This window comes from Methanosarcina thermophila TM-1, assembly GCF_000969885.1.
Taxonomy (GTDB): domain Archaea; phylum Halobacteriota; class Methanosarcinia; order Methanosarcinales; family Methanosarcinaceae; genus Methanosarcina; species Methanosarcina thermophila.
The window spans coordinates 2733529-2756290 of record NZ_CP009501.1 but is presented as its reverse complement, the minus strand read 5'-3'; the positions used below and the strand labels follow the sequence as shown (position 1 = coordinate 2756290).

Below are 22762 nucleotides of genomic sequence, written 5' to 3'. Positions count from 1 at the left end.
TTTACACACATATCAAAGTTTAAAATGGCATTTAAAAGGTACTCTTGATTTTCACAGTATATATTAATGCCGGGAATTTATACACATATATAAATATAAAAAGGGTATATATAAGTTCCTGCGACATCTGTAGCCTATTTTATATTCTTGATGAGGATCTATCAATTTTTCCATTAAGTTGCTTTCGGACGCTTTCTGAGATCTGTCGATTTTTGTATTCCCCTCAGTTTTTATATTCTATTTTTTTCTATATTAGATCTACTGCCGCATTTTCCAGGTATCAGTAAATTTCAGGAAAGGACAGAAGATATAACTTTTCCCGAATGGGAGAGGAAGGTATTGCCAAGAGCTACCCTTTTGTAAACCATCAAAACGCACTCAACAGTTTTCTTTCCTCTGGAGATAAATATCGGAATATTATATAATATTAATCGGATTGAATTGAAAAGCGGATGAAGTAAGCTACATATGTAAAAAGTATAGAAGAAAGATTTAAGAATGAGAGCACTATATCATTCCACATGCGTACATCGCAAGATTTTCTAAAAGCAGGCGCAGCAGTCACATTCATTGGCTTCATTATATTACTATTAGGTATAGTTCTAACCATCTCCCAGCATTCTGCAAGCAGCCAGATGGGAGGAGTGATAATGATAGGTCCAATCCCAATTGCTTTTGGCTCCTCGCCTGAAATAACAACAAATATGCTGGGGCTTGGATTAATATTTACAATTCTCTATTTATTCCTATGGAAAATGAAACATTGATTGAAGGAAATATGCTTTTTTCAATTGGAATTCTCGTAATATTTGTAGGATTTCTGCTAATTCTTATCGGTATAGCTCTTAGCCTGCATCAGGAATCCAGATCAACGCAGTCATACTCAAACAGGACAGACGCGTTCGGAAGAGAACCCCGTTTTGAAAGCACTTCGGATTCTGAGACTCAATTTAATGAATACTCCCCCGCAAAAGAGAGTAGAACCGAAATCAAAACTGGCGGGGTAATTATGATCGGTCCGATTCCCATTATCTTCGGAAGCGATAAAGAAGGTGCCAAAACCGCCGCAATTCTGGCAATAATACTAATGCTCCTTAGCCTGCTAATCTTCAGAATCTCTTTCTTCTAAACCCTGCTATTTCTGTCCCACAAGCCTTTTTTGAAAAGGCTTGGAACAAAAAAGTTATTAATGGTTAAACCCGAATCAGGGCTTTATGTTTACGATAATCACAGGCGCGCAGTTTGGTGATGAGGGAAAAGGCAAAATTGTTGACCTTCTTGCAAAAGATTACGACATTGTTGCCCGCTTCCAAGGAGGGAACAATGCGGGCCATACGGTAAGAGTAGGAGATGAAGTTTACAAATTGCACCTGATCCCTTCAGGTATTCTGCTTGATTCCAGAGTTCTAATCGGGCCTGGGGTTGTCCTTAATCCTGAGGTTCTTGCCGAAGAAATCGCAATGCTTGAGAAACACGGCATAAAAGTAGACTCCAGAAAACTGGGAGTCGATGCGAAGACCAGCATAATCATGCCCTATCATATAGAGCTTGACGGGCTAAGGGAAGCTTCCAGGGAAAAAAAAATTGGAACTACAAAACGCGGAATAGGATATGCTTACATCGATAAAGTAGCAAGAGACGAAATCCGCATGGCTGAACTTATAGACCGCGAACGTTTTCTTGCAAAGCTTGAAGAACTTGCTCCCCAGAAAGAGAAGGAAATTGCAGCAATGGGAGGAGATCCTAAAATCGTCCGAGATCCTGCGCTAATAGAGAGATACCTTGAACTTGGCAGGCAGTTTGCCACTTATGTAACCGATGTTTCCAGAGAAATCAACAAGGCTCTTGATGAAGGAAAACACGTAATGGCTGAAGCTGCCCAGGGAACTCATCTCGACGTCATACATGGGACCCAGAAATTCGTGACATCTTCTTCTACAATTGCAGGTTCTGCCTGTGCCAACCTCGGAGTCGGTCCCACAAGAGTGGATAATGTGATTGCTATAGTAAAAGCATACATCACAAGGGTAGGCGAAGGCCCACTTCCCACAGAGCTCACAGGCGAACTTGGAGAAAGAATACAGAAAGCTGGAGGAGAATTTGGGACAACTACAGGCAGGAGCAGAAGATGTGGATGGTTCGATCTGCCTCTGCTGAAGAAAGCTATTGCCCTAAATGGCTACACCGAGATTTCACTTACCAAACTGGACGTACTTACAGGACTTGATCCAATTCGGATCTGCACAAGCTACACCCTCAGAGGAGAAAATATCGACTATCCTCCCGAACTTACCGAGGATCTTGCCGAGTGCACGCCTGTTTACGAGGATCTTCCAGGCTGGGAAACTGACCTCACCAAGGTAAAATCCTACAAAGAACTTCCGGAAAACGCCAAAAACTATGTTACAAGGCTTGAGGAACTCATGAAAGTGCCCATTAATTATATCTCCGTAGGTCCGGGCAGGGCACAAACCTTCAAAAAAGAATGATCTTATTCTGCAAGCTTGCATCATGAGTTACAGAAAAATGAATGCGAAATATAGGGTATGTAATAATATTACATATCCAGCTTATTTATAACCTAATTAGCTTATTCGTAATCAAATTATATAACCGACTTCGCTTACTTATAATCTAAATTATTATAACCAATTTCGCTTTTATAACCTGTTTATTACCAGATTCTAATTCGTTTTCTTGCTATTTAAGTCGTTTTGAGCCAGATTATCTTTTTCTATTACTGTAAATCTCATAGTGAACTCTGTGCCGTCATTACTTCTCAATTCAGACTCCCCATCCAGATGATCTACAAGGGAAGTTAAAAGCTGCATGCCAAGCTAACTATTCATTTACCCAGTTTCGCAAGTCATTAAGCTGATCTACAAGGGAAGTTAAAAGCTGCATGCCAGGACTATCAAGGTTTTCGATATTCTGGGAGATTCTTTAAAAACTGAGAATAAAGCGCCAGACCAGATACGGTATTTTAAATTTTGTAATTATTATAACACATTCATTTTGATTTTTCAGAATAAGTTATTGTAATTTGACTACCGAAATTATCGGACAAACTGCGAATATTTAAATAAATTTCCACTATAATTATATTAGTTTTTACCCCCAGATGGCTAAGATAATTCTCAAAGTAGTGGCAGGATAATAGTGAAAGTATACAGAAAAGGTTTCGTAGTTCAATGTAGACCAGACTTAATCAGCTTTACCTTCATTCTGCAACAGGGTCAGTAAGAGTTTGTCGAGGGTATAGATGGGATGTTCTCCTATCAAGCGTGAAAGGAGCCATCCAAGGGTTGCAGCCACTATATAAAACAAATACTGGATTATGAGGAATTTACATGCTAAGACCTTCTGAACGAGAGGGAATTCGCGAAGCGTGGGATATACACAAGAAGCATACCTTGTCCAGCAGCATTATCGACAAGATGGTCATACGGGATAATGAGCTGGCATTCATAACGCAAGAGGATGGCGAGATCCCTATCATAGAAAACTATGGGTATGGCCTCTACTATCATGACTGCAGATACCTGAGCGGTTTTCACATAAGACTCATGGATGTGCCTCCGACACAGGTTCTATCCAGTGATGAGAGAGGTTTTATATCGACGCTTATAGTCACCAACCCGGAAATGAAAGATTGCACAGGCACCGTCATCGCTAAAGAAACGCTCCTCGGCATTATGACCACGACTATACCTGGCTGCATCCAGCAAAGCCATACTATCCGGAACTTTAACACCTTCCCCGTAACATTGGAACTGAATTTTGAGTTCGATGCAGATTTTGCAGATATGTTCACCATCAGGGGTATTGTCCCTCCTACAGCTGGAAAAGTGTTACCAGCCAGATTCGATGGTAAAAAACTTTATTTATCCTACGAGGGAGAGGACAGGCTTCGCCGCAACACGATAATCGCATTTGACCCATTGCCTACGAAGGTAGAAGGGAAAATATGCACCTTCGAGCTGAATATAACCTCACACGGGTTACAGACCATTAATTTAGAAATCTCTGTCGAGGAAATTAAACCTGGTCAGGAACCTGAACGACCAGTAAAAACTCCTGATGAGCGAATAAACCAGATTATAGGATCCCACACCGCTGCTCTTGAATACTGCAACAATATACCGACCAGCAACAACATTTTCAACAGCATCATGGCTCGCTCGCTGGCTGACCTGAACATGATGCGTATGAACCTTAATGGAGATGTATTTCATGCCGCTGGGATACCCTGGTACGACACATTATTCGGGAGAGATAGCATTATCTCGGCACTCCAGATATTACCTTTTGATGCAGAGCTGGCAAAAGGCACATTGCTGGTGAACGCAAAATTCCAGAGCAACAGCTCAGATGATTGGAGGGATCAGGAGCCCGGTAAAATAGCTCACGAATTGAGGCGTGGAGAACTGGCGAACCTGAAACTGATTCCTCAGACCCCGTACTATGGCACTGTGGACGCCACGCCCCTGTTCCTTATCCTCCTGACCGAATATGTGAATTGGACAGGGGATATCGAACTGGTCAAGCTGCTGGAAAACAATGTGGATCGGGCGCTTGAATGGATCGATGTTCACGCCAACATGGAAGGAAATGGCTTTATCTACTATGCGGTGAAATCCCCATTAGGTATTTACAATCATGGTTGGAAAGACTCTCCAGACTCTATCAGCCGTTCAGATGGAACTCTGGCAAAACAACCTATTGCCGTTGCCGAAGCACAGGGATATGTGTATATGGCAAAAAAAGGACTCGCACCGCTTTTCAGACGGATAGGTCGAAAAAGCGACGCTGCCAGACTGGAGAGGGAAGCAGAGGAACTGAAAGAAAGGTTTAACCGTGAGTTCTGGATGGAAGACAAGCAATTTTTCGCCCAGGCACTGGATGCTGACGGCGTGTGCGACGTGATATCATCTAATCCAGCGCAGTGTTTGTGGACAGAAATCATTGATCAAAGATACGCAAAATGTCTGGTCAACAGGATCTTCAGAGACGATATGTTCACCGAATGGGGGATTCGCACGCTGTCCTCGAAGGAGAAGCGATACAACCCTCTAGGCTATCACAACGGCACGGTCTGGCCTCATGACAATGCGATAATTACTATGGGCTTGAGAAAGTACGGGTTCATCAAAGAGATGTCCTTATTATTTACAGGCATGTATGAGGCGGCAAGAGAGTTCGACGACTTCCGTCTGCCGGAATGCTTTGGTGGGCTGACGCGCTCAGAGTATGGTATCCCTGTTAAATACCCGGTAGCCTGTAGCCCGCAGGCGTGGGCATCCGGTGCCATACCATATATGTTAACCGCCTGCCTGGGCATAACTCCTGATGCTCTGAATAACCGGCTAATTATCAATAGACCTCATCTGCCTTCATGGCTGGATAACGTGCAGTTCAACAACGTGAAGGTTGGCAACACTTTGACGGATCTGAATTTCAGGCGCGTTGAAGAAGAGACACTGGTTAACGTATCCAAGAGGAGTGGGGATATTAATGTGCTCATAAAGTATTAACGCCGGAACTGAACGGAAAGAAATTGAAGAAAACAGAATTAACAATAAAATCAGGGGGGGGGCATATGGCAAAAACATCAATGTAACCATAAGCGTCTGCCTCATACCGGAAAAATAAAGGAATTTTTCTGATCCAAAAGCATGTCATTTAAGTTTATGGATTATGATCTCTCCACCGAGAGCGAGAAAATAAGAAAATCTGAGAAACTCGAACTGGCAACCAGTCAGGCTTAAAGAGGGGGTTATCATGGAAAGAGACATAAACCTTTTTTCACAGTATAAGATGGGCGATCTCATACTGCCAAACCGTATAGTAATGGCGCCAATGACTCGCAACCGCGCAGGGGATGGCGATGTTCCGGTTCCTTTGATGGCTACTTATTATGTGCAGCGAGCCTCTGCCGGCATGATTATCACCGAGGGTTCGCAGGTTAGCCCACAAGGAGTGGGCTACATTCATACACCAGGTATTTACTCTGCAGCACAGGTCGCTGGCTGGAAAAAGGTGACGGACGCCGTCCACCAGGCTGGCGGCAGGATTTTCATCCAGCTCTGGCACGTAGGGCGAATCTCTCACCCCGACCTCCTGGGGGGCGCTCTGCCCGTTGCACCATCCGCGCTACCAGTCGAAGGTACTGTCCACACGCCAAGTGGAAAAAAGCCAATACCAGTACCCAGGGCTCTTGAAACCAACGAAATACCGGACATCGTCAGACAGTTCCGGCAGGCAGCAGAAAACGCCAAAACGGCGGGTTTCGATGGCGTAGAAATTCATGGCGCTAACGGCTACCTCCTTGACCAGTTCCTGCGGAGCGGATCTAACACGCGAACTGATGAGTACGGCGGTAGCCTTGAGAACCGTGCCCGTCTGCCTCTTGAAGTCGCAAAAGCTGTAATTGAGGTATGGGGTGGCAACCGTGTTGGCTATCGCATCTCTCCTCACAATACCGGTCATTCTATGTCGGATGCTAATCCAAGGGAAACATTTTCCTATCTCGCCAGAGAGCTTAACAAAATCGGCATGGGGTACCTTCATCTAATCGAGCCTATCGGAGGCAGGATGGGGTTTGTGCCACCCAAAACACGGCTTGGGCCTACCCTGCGCAAAATTTTTGAAAGGACGCTAATACTGAACGGCGGCTATGATCTCCAGAGTGGAAACGAAGCTATTGCCAGCGGCGAAGCCGACCTGATCTCTTTCGGGGTACCATTCCTCGCAAATCCTGACCTGCCGAAGCGTTTCAGGCAAAATGCGCCGCTAAACGAGCCAGACGTGGCTACATTCTACGTGGGCGGCGAGAAAGGCTACACGGACTATCCGACACTGACCGATAGATGATGATTAAAAAGGTTTTACTGTAAGTCTGCGAGGATGGATAGTTTACAGGTTATACATTAGCTGAAAAAATCTCATATCTCGAAGATTTTGCACAACTGGTGCTGACCTTCGGACTGGTCTCAGAGCTTACTGAAAATTTATCCCAACCCCGCAGACTATAGAGAACTCTCTTATTTTTCTTTTAACAAATTACATTGCTAATTTTACATCACATAGTGCCTTATGAAATACTAAATACGTTTTTCATTGTGCTCAGTTTTATCTCATCACACAATTCTTTCAGTTTCACAAAAGCTGCTTTAAATTCCGGTTGCTCTCGCCATGCCTGCACGCAAGCTGGAGTTTTCCACGAACCAAATGATATAAACCGGTTCTTTTGTTCTAGATCTTGCAACAGGACAGCTCCAGTGTTACACATCTCATTATCCTTAGTCCAGTTAGCCAGATCTGTCCAGATTTTCAGAAACTCTTCCTCTTTTCCCTGCTTCACAGACCAGATCTCAACTGCATATATTATTTCTTTAACCCCCATTGTCTTTCACCCGCCGAATTTATTCCTCCCCGTATAGACTTGTGAGATATGCAGTTATATACTTATGGTTATTATTTGTTCCAAAATTATTTCACATTCCTTATGTTTCCGTGAAAGACAACCAGCTTCAAATGCTTCCTTTCTAATTCAAGAGAAGAATCATAATTGCTGCAATTTTCTAAAATTGGGAACTATGCTGTTTTCTATCATTCATACTTTGACTATAGGTTTTGGAGCGAATTCGCAAATTACTCAAGCAATTTTGATAAAAAATAAGAGCCTGGGCATAAGAATCTCTTAACGCCCTGTTTACGCCAAAGTTCTTACGCCCCTCGCCCGTCTTCCAGTTTTTATAGATTCTCTTTCGCGAGCTTCGTGAAAAGTTCAAGACCAGATTTGACTTCTTCGATGAGCCTCATCTCAAATCTGTCGATGATAAGCTCTGGACCAGATTTCGTTCCCTACCCTGGTGCGGACGAATCTGGTTCGGTCTGTGAAAATGCAATCATATTCAATTATACTTTATACTTAATACTGGAAACCAGTAGGTGAAAACATCAACTATGTACTGATGGAGTTTTACTTTTGACTATTATTTTAACGCCATCTTTAGCTTCATTTGAAGGTCTCCTGCTTTCTTCAAACCATCTGCAGTGCTCCTCGGGGCATTGAGTTTCCGGGCATTGATGTATGTACTCCAGGACATCACTCATTTTTGCAGTAGCTAATGACACAGAAGTATCCGCGCTTCCGTAATAAATACGGAGTTCATCATCTACAACAACCCATCCGCAAGGGAAAACAACATCATTAACATCCCCACTGCGTTCATACATTTCACGCGGTCCGAAAACCCAGCCTTCCGACCTGTGGAGCACTTTTCTGGGATCCTCAAGATCAAGAAGAGCTAGCCCAAGCCTATAACTTGCTTTAGCCGTTGTCTGGCGTACTCCATGATACATGATTAGCCACCCATCAGGTGTACGTAATGGCTGCGGGGATAATCCGATTTTTCGGGCGTCCCACCATCCGCCTTCTCGAGCATAAAGAAGAACTTCGTGTTCTCCCCAGTATTTCATATCTGGAGAAAAGGAGATCCAGATATTTGCCTTTGCGCCCGCCATACCAGATACAGGCCTGTGTAACATTGCCCATTTGCCTTTAAATCTTACAGGAAAAACGGCAGCATCTTTATTTTCGGGCGGCAGGGTAGCTCCTACCCGTTCAAAATTACGGAAATCCTTGGTAAATGCAAGAGCTGTTAATGGACCGGAATCAGAAAAAGCCGTATATGCTACAGCCCATTTTCCCATCTCGTCTATATAAGTTATACGCGGGTCTTCAATGCCGTATATTTCTTCAGGGTAATTTTCAGGGTCTGGCATAAAGGTTGGCTCAGGGTCAATTTCCCAGCCATCAATCCCGTTTTCACTCCTGGCTACTGTAAAGTGAGAAAAGCCTCGATGATCCTCGACACGCACCATTAATAAAGTTGTCCCATTAACTATAGCTGCTGCAGGGTTAAATACGGAGTGAGCTCGATACGGCCAATCATCGACGGTAAGTATAGGGTTTTTAATGTTCCTCTTAAATAGCTCTCCATGATCTTTCCACATCATATCTACCTCATTCTGCCTGATTTGTTAATAGCGGCTTTTTTGCAGAACATGTCGCTTACTTAGGTTGGATACTATACTGAAGAATTTTTTTGAGCTCTGTAGAAATTTTCAGAATAAAAAGCTCTAAATTATTGAAACGAACTACGTCATATATTTATTTCTATATTTTTCAGCCTAATAAAGTCAATTGAAAACCTATTGAAAAATGCATGACCTCCTGTAACATTAAATTTTTTAAGGAATGTGCTCGAACCCGGTGAAATGTTATCCGGCTAAAAAAGTTAAATAAATTTCTTAATAACTATCTTTAAAATATATTGAAACCCGCATCAGTTGGTAGGAGTAGTGCAGGCTCCATTTTGAGTGTTAATAGGCTTAAACGCAGGCTTACCGATTTTAATATTCTATGTATTCTATACAAAGATCATGGTTGCCATATTCTATGTAAAAAGGCTCAGTATTAAACCGTGTAACATTTAGTCCTGCTTATTCACTCTTATTCTTCTTAATTCTTCCCTGATCTCTGCGAGTTTACTGCGAGCATCATTGTATTCGTTCCTTAGAGTTTCAATTTCCGCCGGAATGGTTTTCATCCTTGATTCTACCAGTTCCCTCATCTGTTCATCTTCGATTTCATCAGATAATTTGCAGCTTAGATCTTCTTTAATCTGTCCTACCTCTTCGAGGTATTCATCGAATTTATCAACAAAGTCTGTCATATTTAATTCTCTGGCTACAGCTTGCAAACTCTCTAATTCATCTATAAGAGCATCTGAACTTCTATCCAGATCGTTAATTTTCTGTTCTAATCTGGTTAATCTGGACATTATATCCTGTTTAGTTGATTCAGACAACACATTTCCCCCCTAACTATTGGATGTCAAAGGCACTATTTATTTAAAAATTCCTCCTTATTTATTGACAATAACACTATTTATCTAAAAATTACTCTTTATTTATTGACAACGACTGTCTTTATATTTACAAATCCCCTGAGCCCATACTGGGAAAGTTCTCGCCCTACTCCGGATTTTTTTACTCCACCAAAAGGCAGCCTGGGATCGGATTTAATCATTCCATTGATAGATATAGACCCACACTTTATTCTTTTTGCGAGCCTTTCAGCCCTTTCCAGGTCTTGAGACCAGATTTTGGCCGCGAGCCCGTATATGGTAGAATTTGCAATTTCTACAGCCTCATTCTCATCTTTTACAGTGATTATTGGGGCAATTGGTCCGAAAACCTCGACATTGCATACTTCCATATTTATACTGGCTGCGGGGATAATAACTGGATTGAAGAAAAAACCTCTTTCAGGCTTTTCTCCGTAAATATGGGGTTTTGCACCGTTCTTTTTCGCATCTCTCAAAACCCTCTCAAGACTATTGAGAAATTCATTCTTTGCAATCGGTCCTATATCGGTTTCCTCATCCATAGGATCCCCGATTTTCAGTTCCTGCACGCGGCGTTCAAATGCCTTGAAGAAATCCACAGCAATGTCCTCTACAACAATGAGCCGCTTGGCAGCAATACAGCTCTGCCCGGCATTCAGGAATCGGGACTTTACAGCCGCCTGCGCAGCTTTCTCAATGTCAGCATCCTCAAGTACTATAAAAGGATCTGAACCTCCCAGTTCCAGCACAACAGGCTTGATCAGTTTTCCGGCAAGTTCCCCTATCTCCGAGCCTGCACCTACGCTGCCGGTAAGCGAAACTCCATCTACCATTTCTTTTTCAATAATTTCCCTTGCAGTCTTCGCGTCAATTAAAAGGGAAGTAAAAACGTTTTCTAGAAACCCGGCTTCAATAAAAACTTTCTCAATCTCTAGTGCCGACCTTGGCACATTTGATGCATGTTTGATAACGCATACATTTCCTGCACACATTGTGGGCACTGCAAACCTGAAGACCTGCCAGAAAGGAAAATTCCAGGGCATTATCCCAAAAATTACCCCGAGTGGCTCAAAAGCTACATAACTTTTCTCAGCTCCCGTATCCACAATCTCGTCTTTCAGAAATTCTGCTGCATTTTCTGCGTAATAATCGCAAAGCCAGGCGCATTTTTCAATCTCGTGCCTTGATTGCCTGATAGGTTTTCCCATTTCCTTGGTAATAATTTCGGCATAGATCTCAGTATTTTGCCGAAGGACACTGGAGACCCGTGTGAAATGCTTTGCCCTTTCCTCCACAGGCAGTAAACTCCAAACTGAAAAAGCAGCCCTGGAGTTTTCAATTTTGGCCTCGCACTCTGCGAAAGAAAACGAGTCATATGTCCAGTTTACCTCTTCAGTATAAGGATTAATTGACTTAATCTTCATACTCCCCCCGAAAAAGAGTCATTATTAGTATTAAGATTCCCAGTATTATAATTTAAGGAGAAATAGAATCTGAAGAGGAAGAAAAATCTTGGGTTCAACATTAAAACTGTTTTTTGGAGGAAAGAAAGCTGCCGATAAAGATAGAGAAGAACTATGCTCAGAGCCCACAAGGACAGGATATCCTTCACTTCAAACAAAAGATTTATTCCATAGTCTCAAAGATAACCACTCATGAATTCTAGCGATGAGATTGTCGGTTCTTTAGGTCAGGATCTCAGGAACGGTCGATCATATGATTTTGCGGTAAGTCTTGGAGCAGCCTGCATAGTTGCCAGTAAAATGGAACAGAATAGCCTGAGACTTTTTGCAGGACCTTTTGACTGGATAGTAGGATCTCCCGAAAGAGTAAACTATTTAATAAAAAATAATTTTGAAGATTTTTTTCGGTATGAGAACCTGGAAATCGAGGGAAGAAGAGATGGGAAATTTTTAGTAAGGGACAGGTTGAACTGGCTTCTATCGGTCCATGATTTTAAGGAGACTGGAAGTAAGATCTCCAGAAGTGAGTACAGCAAGGTAATGGAGAAATATAATCGGCGGATCAATAGGTTTTATGAATGGTGCAGAAGATCCGAAAATGCCCTGTTTGTTATATTTGTGGGATCTGAAGAGGATCTCCAAGACGTATACAGAATAAAAGAAACAATAAGTTCTGGTTTCCCACAACTGGACTTCGATATCCTGGTAGTTTATCTTTGCTCCGAAAAAATTTCCGAGATAAATAAAATAGATGATAATATCTACCTTGCAAGAGTATACCATGACGAGAGCAACTGGCCAGGATCGGATTTGCACTGGAAGAATATCCTCAGCCACTTTTCCATTAATTTCTCGCATAAAACGATTTATCTTTCCGAAGTGCTTCCTTTAAAGAATAATCGCCTTAATTTTAAAAGTTCCCATGGTAAACATGATGATAATAACAGGTTTGTTTATCTGGGTTTATCCCACCCTGAACCTCATGGCAGGTGGTCAATAGGAAATAAAACAAGAATAGGGTTAAAAGTAAATACAAAACCTAAAAAAATGACCGTAAAATGTAGTTCATATAAAAATAATAGCAGCTTAGTGTATGTAAATGGAAAATGTGTAGGAAGCATGGATTTTACAAAAGGCGGCTATTCTCATGAATTTGATTTAAAAGACATTAATATGGAAAACGGGTATTTAGTTATAGATTTTATTCATGAATCTCCAATATCTCCCCTCTCTATTGGAGAATCGGCAGATTCGAGAATGTTAGCCGTTCTATTTGATGAGATAAAATTTTCCTGATGAAATTGCTTTCTGCCTTGTAGAAAATTTTCATGCCAAAACAAAGAAAGTGGCTGATACAGCTGCAGATATAAAACCAATTAAAGGCTGCTTCCAAAACCGATTAAAAGGCTAATTCCTAAAGTTATTTAAGAATTCCGTTTTTCCAAAAAAATTTATTTTTTGAATTCCTTTCAAGTTTTTCAAAAAAGGCGGGAAATTCTAAACAAATCCACAGTTAATCACCGATATTTTGAGAAAATATAGAAATATTTCAGTATATTTATAAATATGATGACAAGGATAGAACAGAAGTGTGGAGGGATGCTAAAATATCAAAAAGACATTTAATAATGTTTTATTTGCAAATCAGACAAACCTGAATCCCGATAAATCCATTCGGAAAACCTTAATCTTAAAAAAAGATATAATATATTGGGGAGAAATTTAATACTTAATAAAAATAATCAAGATTAAATTGAATTGTCGGGTTTTATGCCTATGGGAAGAAGGCAAAGGAACTACGAGGAGAGACTGATAGCTCCGGAAAAGGCAGCCGAGCTTATAGAAGAGGGGTGGAAGCGAGCAGATCTGCACATTCATACCACTTGTTCTTTCGACGTACTTCCTGTTAAAGACATGCATCCGGAAAACCTTTATGAGAAAGCACTCAAGCTCGGAATGGATTATATCACGTTTACGGACCACGATACCATAGAAGCATACGATATTCTCGGATGGGATCGTGAAAAGCTCATTCCCGGGGTTGAGATGAGTGTTTATGACCCTGAATTTGCAGGACATAGCCTTCATATTAACATTTTTGAATTTGACAGGGAAGAGTTCTTTGAACTCAGAGAAATTTCAGAGATCGAACATGACCTGAAAAGTTTTATAAAATATCTCAGGCGGCATAAGCTTCCATATATATACAACCACCCATTCTGGTTCGAATTCCATCGTGAGCCGAACCCTTCAGCAGTACCGAGACTGGCAAAACTTTTCCCTGTACTGGAGTACAATATGCATGAGCTCAAGCAGAAGAATGAACTTACTATCGCCCTGGCTGAAAAATTCGGAAAAGGCATTGTTGCGACAACCGACGCTCATACCGGGAGATTCGGGGAAGTGTATACCCTTGCAAAAGGCGACAATTTCAGGGAGTTTTTCGCGAATATAGAAAAGGGGAATAACTACATTGTCCCCAAAAACCTTACCAGGGAGCTTCTGATAGAGGAAATGAATACCTGGATAGACCTGATTTTTGAAAAAAGCCAGAAAAGCAGCGATATAAAAAGTTATCTTACAGGAATAAAATCTCTTGATGCAATGGTTAGAATTTCAAGAAGTACACTGTTAAACTGTTTTCCCGGGCTCAACCGGAAAACTATGAATCTGCTCTATATGATTTCAAACACAGGGCTTCCGGCTTCATTCTATCTGCATGCAGAAAAAAATCTCGCAAAGGAGATTGAAAAACAAATAGAAATCAAAAAATAAAAATAAAAAGAGAGAATCGGGAAAGGATTAAAAGAAAAAAGGAATTAAAAGAAAAAAGGAATTAAAAGAAAAAAGGAATTAAAAGAAAAAGGAATTAAAAAAAGAAGGGATTAAAAGAAATCCAAAATTTTTTCAGGACTTTCAAGCACAGTAATTCCCTGCAAACTTTTTATAATCTCAACATTACGTTTATCTACATCTCTGACCAGAATTTCCACAGGCCCGCCTTTTATTGCGCCATAAGGGCAGAGCTCTTTGCAAATCCCGCAGCCCTTGCATTTCAAAAGCTCTATCTGGTCAGTTAAACCATTTCTCTCAGTTATTGCTCCATGAGGGCAGTTTTCTCGCGGAGGACAGTCCTCGCAATGCCTGCACTGTTTTCGATCGATATTATAGGGCATTTCCGAGACTATTGAACCTTCGATATCTACTGGCACAACATAAACAGGCACTCTTCCTTTTACAGCCTGGGCAACGGCATTGGTTACAAGGGAGTCCGCAATCCCATAAGCAATTTTCGAAACCGTGTTTGAGGTTGCTGGCGTAATAAACAGGGCGTCATATCTGCCAAGCAAGAAACGCCCTACTTTCGGAGAACTTGAACCCTGCTCGCTTTCCCGGAAGATTTCTTCAAGATAATCGCCGTCGGAGATTTTAACAAGCTTTTGTTCAAGCCCATACATGCGTAAAACCTCCTCGGCAGCCCTGGAGATAAATGTGTTTACGGAAACATCTGGGCTTCTGAGCTTAATTTCCTTAAAGACCTGGTAACTGCGGTCCAAGAAATGCCCGGCACCCGTAATGCCCCACGCGATCCTTTTAAAACTCATAGAAAGTAGTCATACCTGAGGAAGATAATATAATTTTCTAAAAAAGGCTCAGGGCAATGAAAACAAAAAATAAAACTTTCAATTAAAGGACAAATCCAACCAGAAAATACTCACAAACCCAGGATTTGATAAATTAATTTCATAGCCTTTTTCTCGCTTTCTCCCCCGCACTTTGAAGCCAGAGATTCATAGCGGCGAATCAGTTCAATATATTTCTCCTCGCCTGTAAGCTGGTAGCGAGTTGCATGGACAGCTGCCTCAAGCACGGCATTGAACCCCCTGTTGGGCACAGGCAGGCTTTTCAAATTAGCTTCATTGAAGCCTGCTTTTACAGGAATTAGATCGGCTACAAGCGCCTGGTCAGTATCCTTGATATTGACGCACTCAAAAATGACCCAGGCTGCGGCTTCCTTTAAAACCGGAAAATTTAGCCCGTGAACAGGGACATAATCAAATTCCGACAGCTCAAGATCGGAAAAAGTCGAACGTACAAAAAGCAGGGAGTTGTAAACTACGTTTGCCGCAAGATACCTTTCTTTAAGTACGTTTTCCCAGGTATGAGTGCCTTTGAAAAGCCTGACAAAAGTCCTTCCACCTTTCACGATTATTCCAATAGGGGCAGCATTAGGAGATTCTACACCTGTGCTGACGATCACTTCGGAAATGCCTTCCCGAATCCCGAAAGAAGAAAGCTCGACAGTGGAGGATTCGCTTTCATTTTTTCCATAATCAGGGAGAAATCCTGTCAAAAGCGCAGTCCCCCCAGAAGAGCAATGAACAGTCCAGCTATAATAATGTCTGCTGTCGAACCAGGATTAATTCTCTTCCTGAGAAGTTCGGAATCAAATTCCTGTACAGCTGGAAGCAAAGCTGCAAAGTCCCTGGCTTTCGAACCTGAAAAAGTCTCCCAGGTTGAGAGAATCTCGCCTGCCCTTGAGGATACATATTCTGCCGTGGCTTTATCGAATTTGGTCTCGATGAAAGTATCCCTGTGCCTGGAAAGCAATTTTAGGAAAGTGTACACGATAGCTTCGTTTATACCTGTACCCGAACAATTGGAAACCGAAGTTTCAGCTTTCTGGGTTTGAGCCTGCATGAACCCAGTTATAATTTTTGCTCCCTCCAGGCAGCGGCCAAAACCTGAGGTCCATTCATTTGCAATCAGGTCGTACCCCCTGGCGATTTCCATGAGTTCGTAAAGAGTAACTTCCTGCGCTCTGAGTTTGGCAGTTGAGTCGGAGTCTTCAAGGCTGAATTCGTCCACGCTGTTAACCCTGACGCCTGCCACTTCAAAAGCCCTGTAGAACTCGACAGCATCCTCACAGTTCGTAGCCCGTACAAAGGCATGTGCATTTGCAGCAAGGACTTCGAATTCTTCAGGTAAAAGCTTGTAAGGGACTATTCTGCTTGAATTGAGAAGTTCTCCAGCAGCCATTGAGAGAGGAATGAGTAATAGAAAAGCCCCGAAATGAGTATTTCCTCCATTCTGCCAGGCTGAACTCTCGCAAACTGCACTTCGAATAAGCATCCCTATGCCGCTTCTGCTTCTAGCAGCCTGCTCAATAACAGGGTAAACACTTACAGAAGAAGCTACGAAATGTTCAAAGCACGTATCAGGATAGTTATGTTCCCTGTCCACATTCCCTGGCTTGGGCGAGGCTGAGACTTCAAGCAGCATAGCAAGCTGGGCACAGCGTGCAATAAAGCTTGAAATCTGTGGGTTTTCTGCCCATCCGGATACAGGGCAGGCAAAGCCAGTATTAGTCGGATTCATTTACTGGGATTCTGGCGTGATCGAGTACGTAATCTGCCAGTTGTTTTTTAAGCTTCATATATTCTACGTCAGAGAGGCCGATCGTGTGTAACACCCCATCCCTGATCCAGCAGGGCTTGGTGATTTTACAGCACCAGACAAGGCTTCCGAAACATGTGTCTCCTCCATATTCCAGCATTGTACCCTTCGCAAACTCGAGCTTTGTCCTGGCAAACTCTTCTGCTGTATATCCAAGTTTTCGGAATTTTTCGTGCACAGGGCAGGGTTTTACAGGCAGGCAGCAGAAAGCCAGCGCCCTGAAGTCTCCTTCACTGCAAACGTGCTTAGGAGCATTATACCAGCCTATTGACTTCTGGTAAAGCGTTACGTTTTCTACCAGTTCATCTATAAGCTTAGGATTCTCAAGGACTCCCCTGGCAACAGAGACCATATCGGCTCCCCGGGAAAACATATCCTTTGCAGCCTCAAAATCCGTGACCGAATTATTTCCTATAAGGAACAGCCTTGTGGCATCCCTGTAATTAAGGATTGCATCAAGATCGGCTCCGAAGCCTTCCATTGCGGCATCAACATGTATAATATCCGCACCCGACTTATCTATAAGCCTTGCAAGTTCGGTATCATTGACAACATTTGCCCTTACTTTTACGGAAAGTACGACTCCGGTCTCTTTTATGGCTCTGATCCAGGCTGAAAGGCGTGGAAGATCGTGGAGAAGGGATTCTCCTATTCCGGCTTCGAGCATTTCAGGCTGCCTGCAGTGAGCATTTAACTCAAGGATCGCTCCCTCTTCTTTAACAATTTTTGCAGCTTCAATGAGGGGTTCAAGCGTGGTACTCCTCACATTTACCGCAACTGCACTCCCGGACGTAACTGCCCGGATTTCCTTTTTTATTAGTTCCATAGGTTCATCGGAAATGAACTCTTTTCTACCCCGGGCAGCAAGTTTTGAAGCAACGGCTATTGAAGCCTCATCCAGATTGAAGGCTCCAAGAACTACCAGCCCGGCATTGCTTGCATACTGGTTGGCAAAAGCGCTATCGACAATTCCTGCCATAGGCGCCAGTACAATGGGGTTTTTAAAACGGACATATCCAGTACACAAATTGAATAGATAATCACTCATGTTTTACCTCTTGAAAATGAGCCTGCAAGCTGACACAAATTATAATTACTGTCTGATATCAAATTATCGATAAGCTCCTTTCGGACAGGTCTTGGAGATGGAAAAAAGTCCATCTATAACTTATAAATTATAATGCGTATATATTAATATTTGGACGCACTTCAAACACATAAAATTTATATAAAGTATAAGGAAACAATATGCCTTTAACCTATGCGGTCTTCCAAAAATATATATAATTAGAAAAATATATAGACGCGATCACAAGTAAAATGCGAGAGAGGCTGGACGGCTGCCGGGCCTTCAGGTCTGAGGAAAGTCTCCCCACCGCTCCGGATACACGAACATCTGTAAAGGATGTCGGGCGAGAGCCCGGGCTCTGGCACAGAAACGGAACCACTCCCTGAAAATGCGATGATGCTAGCGCTGAGGTCTCAGGGAAGAATGGATGAAACGGCGAATCCTCGTGGGTGCAAGTTGGAATATCGGGAAGAAAGAGCATTCCGGACTCTCCCGATTGTTTGTAAACGCATAGCTGAATGCCGTCACTGCAAGAGTCCTCAGGGATCGTTTCCTTCACTGATGGGTGACAGGAAATTTTTGCAGCAACAGAAGGGAGCTTACACGCCTCACTCGCATAAACTTGCTTTATTCTGTTATTCTACTCACATTCTCTGTTCTGCTAATGTTTTTAAATCACCTTTACGTTTTTTAAAATCCTTTCTGTGTTTTTAAATCATCTTTGCGTTTTTAAACCCTTTTTTGTGTTTTTAAATCTTCTTTGTGTTTTTAAATCTTCTTTGTGTTTTTAAATCTTCTTTATATTTTTAATTATCTCTGTGCTTATTTTTCCTTTCTTGTATCACTTTTGTCGGACCCTTCCAGTGTAAGAGACTTTATTCTGGAGACAGGTTCAGCCAGGCAGAAATTCAATAATAACCAGCGGATGTAATCTTTATAATTCCTGCCAATTACCACTTCGTCCAGATATTTATCCAGGATCTCGCTGTTGTTGACAGCCAGTTTAAAAGAGACCCCAGGAAAGCGGTGCATTATTTTTTCCATTTTAAGAGAACCGGCAAGATAATTACCCAACTCCTTCCTGCAGCTGGATTCGTAGGCTTTAAGGCTGCTTAATTTCTGGCTATACATAACAAGATTGGCAACTGCTTCCGCAGCAAGTTGTCCTGATCGGATAGCGTATGCAATGCCTTCTCCCGTAAAAGCATCTACAAACCCGGCTGCATCTCCGCTCAGGAGCAGCCTTGAACTGACGATTTTTCTTTTAATCCCGCCTTTGGGGATAATATGGGAATGGATAGGAAAATTACCTGGTAAATTGTTTTCCTGCAAAAAGTCCAGCAGTACTTTTTTCGGATGCTTCAGGTACTGAGCTGTTCCAACGATCCCTACAGAGTAATATCCTGAATGAGGAAAGATCCAGCCATACCCTCCCTGTGCAATCCCGAAATGAATATCTATAGTTTCCGGGAGCCGGGTTCTTATTGCTTCATCCTCAGCAGGGATTTCCGATGTAAGAGCTAGCCCGTAATCTGTTCTTTTGTCTCTCAGCCTTACTTTATATTTAAGGGTCCCACCAGAACCTTCTGCAATAAGCACGAACCTGCCCAAGTAGGTATTATCCGTAGTCCTGACTTCAACATGATCATCCTTTTCAATGCAATCCAGAACTTTTTCTCCTGTATGAACCTCAATTCCGGTTTCTCTGGCTTTCTCAAGCAGAAAGTTATCAAAAACTTTCCTGGAAATAAGCAGGGCGAGATCAGATTCTTTCACTCCCTCTACAAAGCGATCTCGGAAATGAACCCTTACCTTTGAGATATTTCTCTCGATTACCTGTTCAGGGAGCTTAAAATCCAGGCAGGATAAACCGTAAGAGGATAGAGCCCCTCCACAGGGTTTGTACCTCGGAAAATGTTCTTTTTCAATTAAAAGGGTTAAAAGTCCCCTTTTCCCGGCTGTCCTTCCTGCCGATGCTCCTGAAGGTCCTCCTCCTACTATAATTAGATCGTACATTGTAAGACACCTAGTTATGGAATAGGGGCATTCATATACAAATAGAAATAACCTAGAAATAATCTGCCCTCAAAATATATTAAAGCTGGAGTGATAAAAAGGTAAAGGAAAGAAAAAGAATACCTGAAAAGTTAAAACTCTTAAGAAGTTTTTATCAATTCGGTTACTTAAGTTTAAAATTCAGGAGAACCCAGTGCAGGTAATCCTTATAGTCAATTTTGTAATCCACAACCTCAAGATACTTATTGATCATTTTATCACCTGATGTGAAGATCTTAAATGCCCGATCAGGAAGACGGTGCATTATCCTGGAAAATATAAATGAATACTTGAGATGAGTCCCAAATTCTGCTTGGCAGAGAGCCTCATATCTGCTCAGATCTTTAAGGCTTTTGCCTTGCAAGCAAATTTCTGCGATTACATCAGCCGCAAACTGCCCTGAACAGATTGCATAGGCAATCCCCTCACCCAAGAAAGAATCTACATATCCAGCAGCATCTCCACTTAGAAGGACTCTTGAACCCACGACTTTCCGCTTAATCCCTCCCCAGGGAATTTTATGCCCATGAAGTTTATACTCTCCGGAAAAGCCATTTTTCTTCAGGAACTCGAGCATGGACTTTTTGGGATGCGGGAAATCCTTGATAACCCCTCCAATACCGACAGAATAATAGGTTCTGTGAGGAAAGATCCAGCCATATCCCCCGCCAGCAACGCCAAAGTGTAGTTCTACAGTTTTTCCCAGACGCTCTTCAATTTCTTTTTCATCCGCAGGAACTTCAGTGACAACACAGATTCCATACTCTTCTCTATTATCTGTGGTTCGCACACAGGTTTTGACAACCCCCTGGGCGCCTTCCGAGATTATCGCAAATTTTGCCCGGTATGTGCCCTCGCTGGTATCCACCTCAACGCAGTCAGGCATTTCCCTGCAGCAAAGAGCTTTTTCTCCGGTATGGACTTCAATTCCTGTTTCTTTTGCCTTTTCAAGAAGGAAATTATCAAACTTATCCCTGGAGACAAGTACAGACAGGCGATGGTCTTTATGTACTTCAATTGACTGATCCCTAAAAATCACATTTGCCCCTGTGACTTCCCACTCAACAATATCCTGAGGGAGTTCGAAATCAAGATAAGACAGTGCATGCTCCGAAAGTCCTCCGCCACAGGGCTTATATCTGGGGAATTTCATCTTCTCAAGCAGCAGGGTCTTCAGCCCAAGTTTTCCTGCCCTTCTTCCGGCTGAGGCTCCGGAGGGACCACCACCTATAATAATTACGTCATACATGCGAATAGCACCTCTAAAAATATCCAGAGTATCTTGAGTCTATTTTATATAATTAAGCTAGATTAGCTAGTTTAAGGTGTTGATATCAATTTAAAATTGCGATATAATGAGGAAAGGAAAGCCGAAAGAAGGGGAAATTGTCAGGATAAAAAGATAAATTCTCATTAAAGGGTATGAAAAGAAAGAAAAGTATAAAAACCCTTTATTTTTACTTATTTTTTTAATTCTTAAAAATTTCAAAAACATCCAAAACTTTCTGGTAATCCACCTCGGTACCGAAGCAGCCGTCCCTTTCCATAGGAATACCATAGCTTGCAACGTTTTTTCCTTTGAGGGCACGCATTACCTTGTTGATTTCGTAATCGCAGGCAATCATAAGGACACCATCGGCAGCTTCCATTTTAAGGATATTCTTTATAAAAGAGGAACCTGTAACAATGAATAATTTATACCCATATTTCTCAGCATCTTTTTTCAGTTGAGTAAAGACGCATTTTCCACAGGATTTACACTGTATCCCTGTCTGAGTAGAATAAGCCGGGCAGTCAAGACTCCGCATGCAGTGTGGAGCCAGAAGAATCCTCTTTTTTGTTTTTGCAAAATCAGACTTATAGGCTCGGTTTTTCAGAGATGCCATCCACTTATCCAGAATTCGTGTATCGGAAAATTTAAGGAAAAGTTGTCTTAAAGGCAGATAAAAGAAATCAAGCACATTTGCAAAAAAACCTGCAAGGTAAATGTTTCCCGTCAGACTTCGTCTGCTGACAAACAGAGCTATACCAGAAAGAAGAAGGGAGACAATTATAAAATAGAAGAGAACCTTTCCGATGATGTTATACATTACACATCTCCATTTTTTGAATGATTTCCTCAACATTGGCTTCAGTATTAAAGCATCCATCTCTTAGAAGAAGAACGCCTTGCACAGGAACAAAGGATACAGCCTGCATATTTTCGGAAAGCTCGTTATAACAGGCGACTCCCAGGCAGGCTTCAGGCTTATACTCCTTAAAAATCTTTTTAACAAAACTTCCTCCAGGCACTATAAAAACTTTGAAATTGCACCTGTCAGCAGCTTCGGAGATTTTTGAGATGTCACATAGTCCACATCGTTTACATTCATATCCGTGTATGGGATCACACCTTGCTTTACAGTTTGGATGGCGCAGACATTGAGGAAGGAGCAGAATTTTCTTACCTTTAACTTGCTGGAAATCATCATGCATAACAGCGTTTCGGACATCAATGAGGATATCGTCAACAAGGGTATCCCTTATCCTGAAAACTTTACAAAGCCATTTTGCAGGGGAATAGAAAAGATAAAGCGTAAACAATACAAATCCCGGAAAAATAATTCTGTGATTTTTGAATGAATATGCCCCAATAATCAAGGCAATCCCGGTTCCTGCCAGTGTAAATAATACCAGGATTACAAATATTTTCCCTAAAAATTCGTAAGGCATATACATGTTTAAGGGGAAGGAAGTGTCGATATTTAAGTCTTGCTATAAAATAGCGTAAAATAAAAAAAGGGAAGTAAAGAAAGCCTGGA

19 protein-coding genes, 1 other RNA gene and 1 pseudogene are annotated in these 22762 nt (G+C 42.0%); 9 read left to right on the top strand and 12 right to left on the bottom strand.

Annotated elements, in window-relative coordinates:
• The first annotated feature begins 521 nt into the window (after window positions 1-521).
• From MSTHT_RS11995 to MSTHT_RS11975, 6 genes and pseudogenes are all read left to right on the top strand, one after another.
• Entirely contained in the window at window positions 522-767 is a 246-nt protein-coding gene (locus MSTHT_RS11995) for a TIGR00304 family membrane protein (protein WP_048167985.1), read from the top strand.
• Window positions 749-1129 carry a TIGR00304 family membrane protein gene (locus tag MSTHT_RS11990; RefSeq protein WP_048167984.1) on the top strand — a complete coding sequence of 127 codons (381 nt, stop codon included), beginning with the start codon at window positions 749-751 and terminating at the stop codon, window positions 1127-1129. Before MSTHT_RS11995 ends, MSTHT_RS11990 begins: the two co-directional genes overlap by 19 nt.
• An 85-nt stretch (window positions 1130-1214) precedes the next feature.
• Window positions 1215-2489: an adenylosuccinate synthase gene (locus MSTHT_RS11985; RefSeq protein WP_048167983.1), complete on the top strand. Its 1275-nt coding sequence runs from the start codon at window positions 1215-1217 to the stop codon at window positions 2487-2489.
• Window positions 2490-3350: 861 nt separating this feature from the next.
• A pseudogene (locus MSTHT_RS15235) lies at window positions 3351-4007 on the top strand (glycogen debranching N-terminal domain-containing protein); the annotation flags it as partial.
• A 165-nt stretch (window positions 4008-4172) separates the two neighbouring features.
• Entirely contained in the window at window positions 4173-5534 is a 1362-nt protein-coding gene (locus MSTHT_RS15230) for an amylo-alpha-1,6-glucosidase (protein WP_231588261.1), read from the top strand.
• A gap of 247 nt (window positions 5535-5781) precedes the next feature.
• Window positions 5782-6873: an alkene reductase gene (locus MSTHT_RS11975; protein WP_048167982.1), complete on the top strand. Its 1092-nt coding sequence runs from the start codon at window positions 5782-5784 to the stop codon at window positions 6871-6873.
• A gap of 220 nt (window positions 6874-7093) precedes the next feature.
• On the opposite strand, the gene MSTHT_RS11970 is transcribed toward MSTHT_RS11975, so the two are convergent.
• The 4 genes from MSTHT_RS11970 to MSTHT_RS11955 form a co-directional block, all read right to left on the bottom strand.
• Window positions 7094-7405, bottom strand: a complete 312-nt coding sequence (locus MSTHT_RS11970) for a putative quinol monooxygenase (RefSeq protein WP_048167981.1) — start codon at window positions 7403-7405, stop codon at window positions 7094-7096.
• A gap of 557 nt (window positions 7406-7962) precedes the next feature.
• Window positions 7963-9024, bottom strand: coding sequence for a glycoside hydrolase family 130 protein (locus MSTHT_RS11965; protein WP_082086839.1), 1062 nt, complete (start codon window positions 9022-9024; stop codon window positions 7963-7965).
• A 476-nt stretch (window positions 9025-9500) separates the two neighbouring features.
• Entirely contained in the window at window positions 9501-9881 is a 381-nt protein-coding gene (locus MSTHT_RS11960) for a peptide chain release factor 1 (protein WP_231588089.1), read from the bottom strand.
• Between the two features lie 95 nt (window positions 9882-9976).
• Complete coding sequence (locus tag MSTHT_RS11955) at window positions 9977-11341, bottom strand: NAD-dependent succinate-semialdehyde dehydrogenase (protein WP_048167979.1); 1365 nt, start codon at window positions 11339-11341, stop codon at window positions 9977-9979.
• A 231-nt stretch (window positions 11342-11572) separates the two neighbouring features.
• Here MSTHT_RS11955 and MSTHT_RS11950 point away from each other — a divergent pair, with 231 nt between their 5' ends.
• Both MSTHT_RS11950 and MSTHT_RS11945 read left to right on the top strand, forming a co-directional pair.
• Window positions 11573-12676 carry a DUF1796 family putative cysteine peptidase gene (locus tag MSTHT_RS11950; protein ID WP_048167978.1) on the top strand — a complete coding sequence of 368 codons (1104 nt, stop codon included), beginning with the start codon at window positions 11573-11575 and terminating at the stop codon, window positions 12674-12676.
• Window positions 12677-13150: 474 nt separating this feature from the next.
• Window positions 13151-14155 (top strand): PHP domain-containing protein, encoded by a 1005-nt coding sequence (locus tag MSTHT_RS11945; RefSeq protein WP_374756215.1) that lies wholly within the window; start codon window positions 13151-13153, stop codon window positions 14153-14155.
• A 110-nt stretch (window positions 14156-14265) separates the two neighbouring features.
• On the opposite strand, the gene MSTHT_RS11940 is transcribed toward MSTHT_RS11945, so the two are convergent.
• The 4 genes from MSTHT_RS11940 to MSTHT_RS11925 all read right to left on the bottom strand — a co-directional run bounded on the left by MSTHT_RS11940 (window position 14266) and on the right by MSTHT_RS11925 (window position 17885).
• The gene (locus tag MSTHT_RS11940) at window positions 14266-14985 is read right to left on the bottom strand and encodes a dihydromethanopterin reductase (acceptor) (protein WP_048167977.1); all 720 of its coding nucleotides are present in this window, start codon (window positions 14983-14985) and stop codon (window positions 14266-14268) included.
• Window positions 14986-15095: 110 nt separating this feature from the next.
• Window positions 15096-15734: a DUF447 domain-containing protein gene (locus MSTHT_RS11935; protein ID WP_048167976.1), complete on the bottom strand. Its 639-nt coding sequence runs from the start codon at window positions 15732-15734 to the stop codon at window positions 15096-15098.
• Window positions 15731-16759 (bottom strand): triphosphoribosyl-dephospho-CoA synthase, encoded by a 1029-nt coding sequence (locus MSTHT_RS11930; RefSeq protein ID WP_048167975.1) that lies wholly within the window; start codon window positions 16757-16759, stop codon window positions 15731-15733. The genes MSTHT_RS11935 and MSTHT_RS11930 overlap by 4 nt, the downstream gene beginning before the upstream one ends.
• The gene (locus MSTHT_RS11925; protein ID WP_048167974.1) at window positions 16746-17885 is read right to left on the bottom strand and encodes a methanogenesis marker 9 domain-containing protein; all 1140 of its coding nucleotides are present in this window, start codon (window positions 17883-17885) and stop codon (window positions 16746-16748) included. The genes MSTHT_RS11930 and MSTHT_RS11925 overlap by 14 nt, the downstream gene beginning before the upstream one ends.
• Before the next feature lie 276 nt (window positions 17886-18161).
• Here MSTHT_RS11925 and rnpB point away from each other — a divergent pair.
• An RNA gene (gene rnpB / locus MSTHT_RS13840) (RNase P RNA component) lies at window positions 18162-18520 on the top strand.
• Window positions 18521-18728: 208 nt separating this feature from the next.
• On the opposite strand, the gene MSTHT_RS11920 is transcribed toward rnpB, so the two are convergent.
• From MSTHT_RS11920 to MSTHT_RS11905, 4 genes are all read right to left on the bottom strand, one after another.
• The gene (locus tag MSTHT_RS11920; protein ID WP_048167973.1) at window positions 18729-19922 is read right to left on the bottom strand and encodes a geranylgeranyl reductase family protein; all 1194 of its coding nucleotides are present in this window, start codon (window positions 19920-19922) and stop codon (window positions 18729-18731) included.
• A 163-nt stretch (window positions 19923-20085) separates the two neighbouring features.
• Entirely contained in the window at window positions 20086-21210 is a 1125-nt protein-coding gene (locus tag MSTHT_RS11915) for a geranylgeranyl reductase family protein (protein ID WP_048167972.1), read from the bottom strand.
• A 220-nt stretch (window positions 21211-21430) separates the two neighbouring features.
• Window positions 21431-22051, bottom strand: a complete 621-nt coding sequence (locus MSTHT_RS11910) for a DUF116 domain-containing protein (protein WP_048167971.1) — start codon at window positions 22049-22051, stop codon at window positions 21431-21433.
• Window positions 22044-22679 carry a DUF116 domain-containing protein gene (locus MSTHT_RS11905; protein WP_048167970.1) on the bottom strand — a complete coding sequence of 212 codons (636 nt, stop codon included), beginning with the start codon at window positions 22677-22679 and terminating at the stop codon, window positions 22044-22046. Before MSTHT_RS11905 ends, MSTHT_RS11910 begins: the two co-directional genes overlap by 8 nt.
• Window positions 22680-22762: the final 83 nt, after the last annotated feature.

Excerpts from the sequence above, each read along its gene's own strand:
- MSTHT_RS11995 (WP_048167985.1), top strand. The coding sequence starts at position 522 with ATGCGTACATCGCAAGATTTTCTAAAAGCAGGCGCAGCAGTCACATTC.
- MSTHT_RS11990 (WP_048167984.1), top strand. The coding sequence starts at position 749 with ATGGAAAATGAAACATTGATTGAAGGAAATATGCTTTTTTCAATTGGA.
- MSTHT_RS11985 (WP_048167983.1), top strand. The coding sequence starts at position 1,215 with ATGTTTACGATAATCACAGGCGCGCAGTTTGGTGATGAGGGAAAAGGC.
- MSTHT_RS15230 (WP_231588261.1), top strand. The coding sequence starts at position 4,173 with ATGGCTCGCTCGCTGGCTGACCTGAACATGATGCGTATGAACCTTAAT.
- MSTHT_RS11975 (WP_048167982.1), top strand. The coding sequence starts at position 5,782 with ATGGAAAGAGACATAAACCTTTTTTCACAGTATAAGATGGGCGATCTC.
- MSTHT_RS11970 (WP_048167981.1), bottom strand. The coding sequence starts at position 7,405 with ATGGGGGTTAAAGAAATAATATATGCAGTTGAGATCTGGTCTGTGAAG.
- MSTHT_RS11965 (WP_082086839.1), bottom strand. The coding sequence starts at position 9,024 with ATGATGTGGAAAGATCATGGAGAGCTATTTAAGAGGAACATTAAAAAC.
- MSTHT_RS11955 (WP_048167979.1), bottom strand. The coding sequence starts at position 11,341 with ATGAAGATTAAGTCAATTAATCCTTATACTGAAGAGGTAAACTGGACA.
- MSTHT_RS11950 (WP_048167978.1), top strand. The coding sequence starts at position 11,573 with ATGAATTCTAGCGATGAGATTGTCGGTTCTTTAGGTCAGGATCTCAGG.
- MSTHT_RS11945 (WP_374756215.1), top strand. The coding sequence starts at position 13,151 with ATGCCTATGGGAAGAAGGCAAAGGAACTACGAGGAGAGACTGATAGCT.
- MSTHT_RS11940 (WP_048167977.1), bottom strand. The coding sequence starts at position 14,985 with ATGAGTTTTAAAAGGATCGCGTGGGGCATTACGGGTGCCGGGCATTTC.
- MSTHT_RS11930 (WP_048167975.1), bottom strand. The coding sequence starts at position 16,759 with ATGAATCCGACTAATACTGGCTTTGCCTGCCCTGTATCCGGATGGGCA.
- MSTHT_RS11925 (WP_048167974.1), bottom strand. The coding sequence starts at position 17,885 with ATGAGTGATTATCTATTCAATTTGTGTACTGGATATGTCCGTTTTAAA.
- MSTHT_RS11920 (WP_048167973.1), bottom strand. The coding sequence starts at position 19,922 with ATGTACGATCTAATTATAGTAGGAGGAGGACCTTCAGGAGCATCGGCA.
- MSTHT_RS11915 (WP_048167972.1), bottom strand. The coding sequence starts at position 21,210 with ATGTATGACGTAATTATTATAGGTGGTGGTCCCTCCGGAGCCTCAGCC.
- MSTHT_RS11910 (WP_048167971.1), bottom strand. The coding sequence starts at position 22,051 with ATGTATAACATCATCGGAAAGGTTCTCTTCTATTTTATAATTGTCTCC.
- MSTHT_RS11905 (WP_048167970.1), bottom strand. The coding sequence starts at position 22,679 with ATGTATATGCCTTACGAATTTTTAGGGAAAATATTTGTAATCCTGGTA.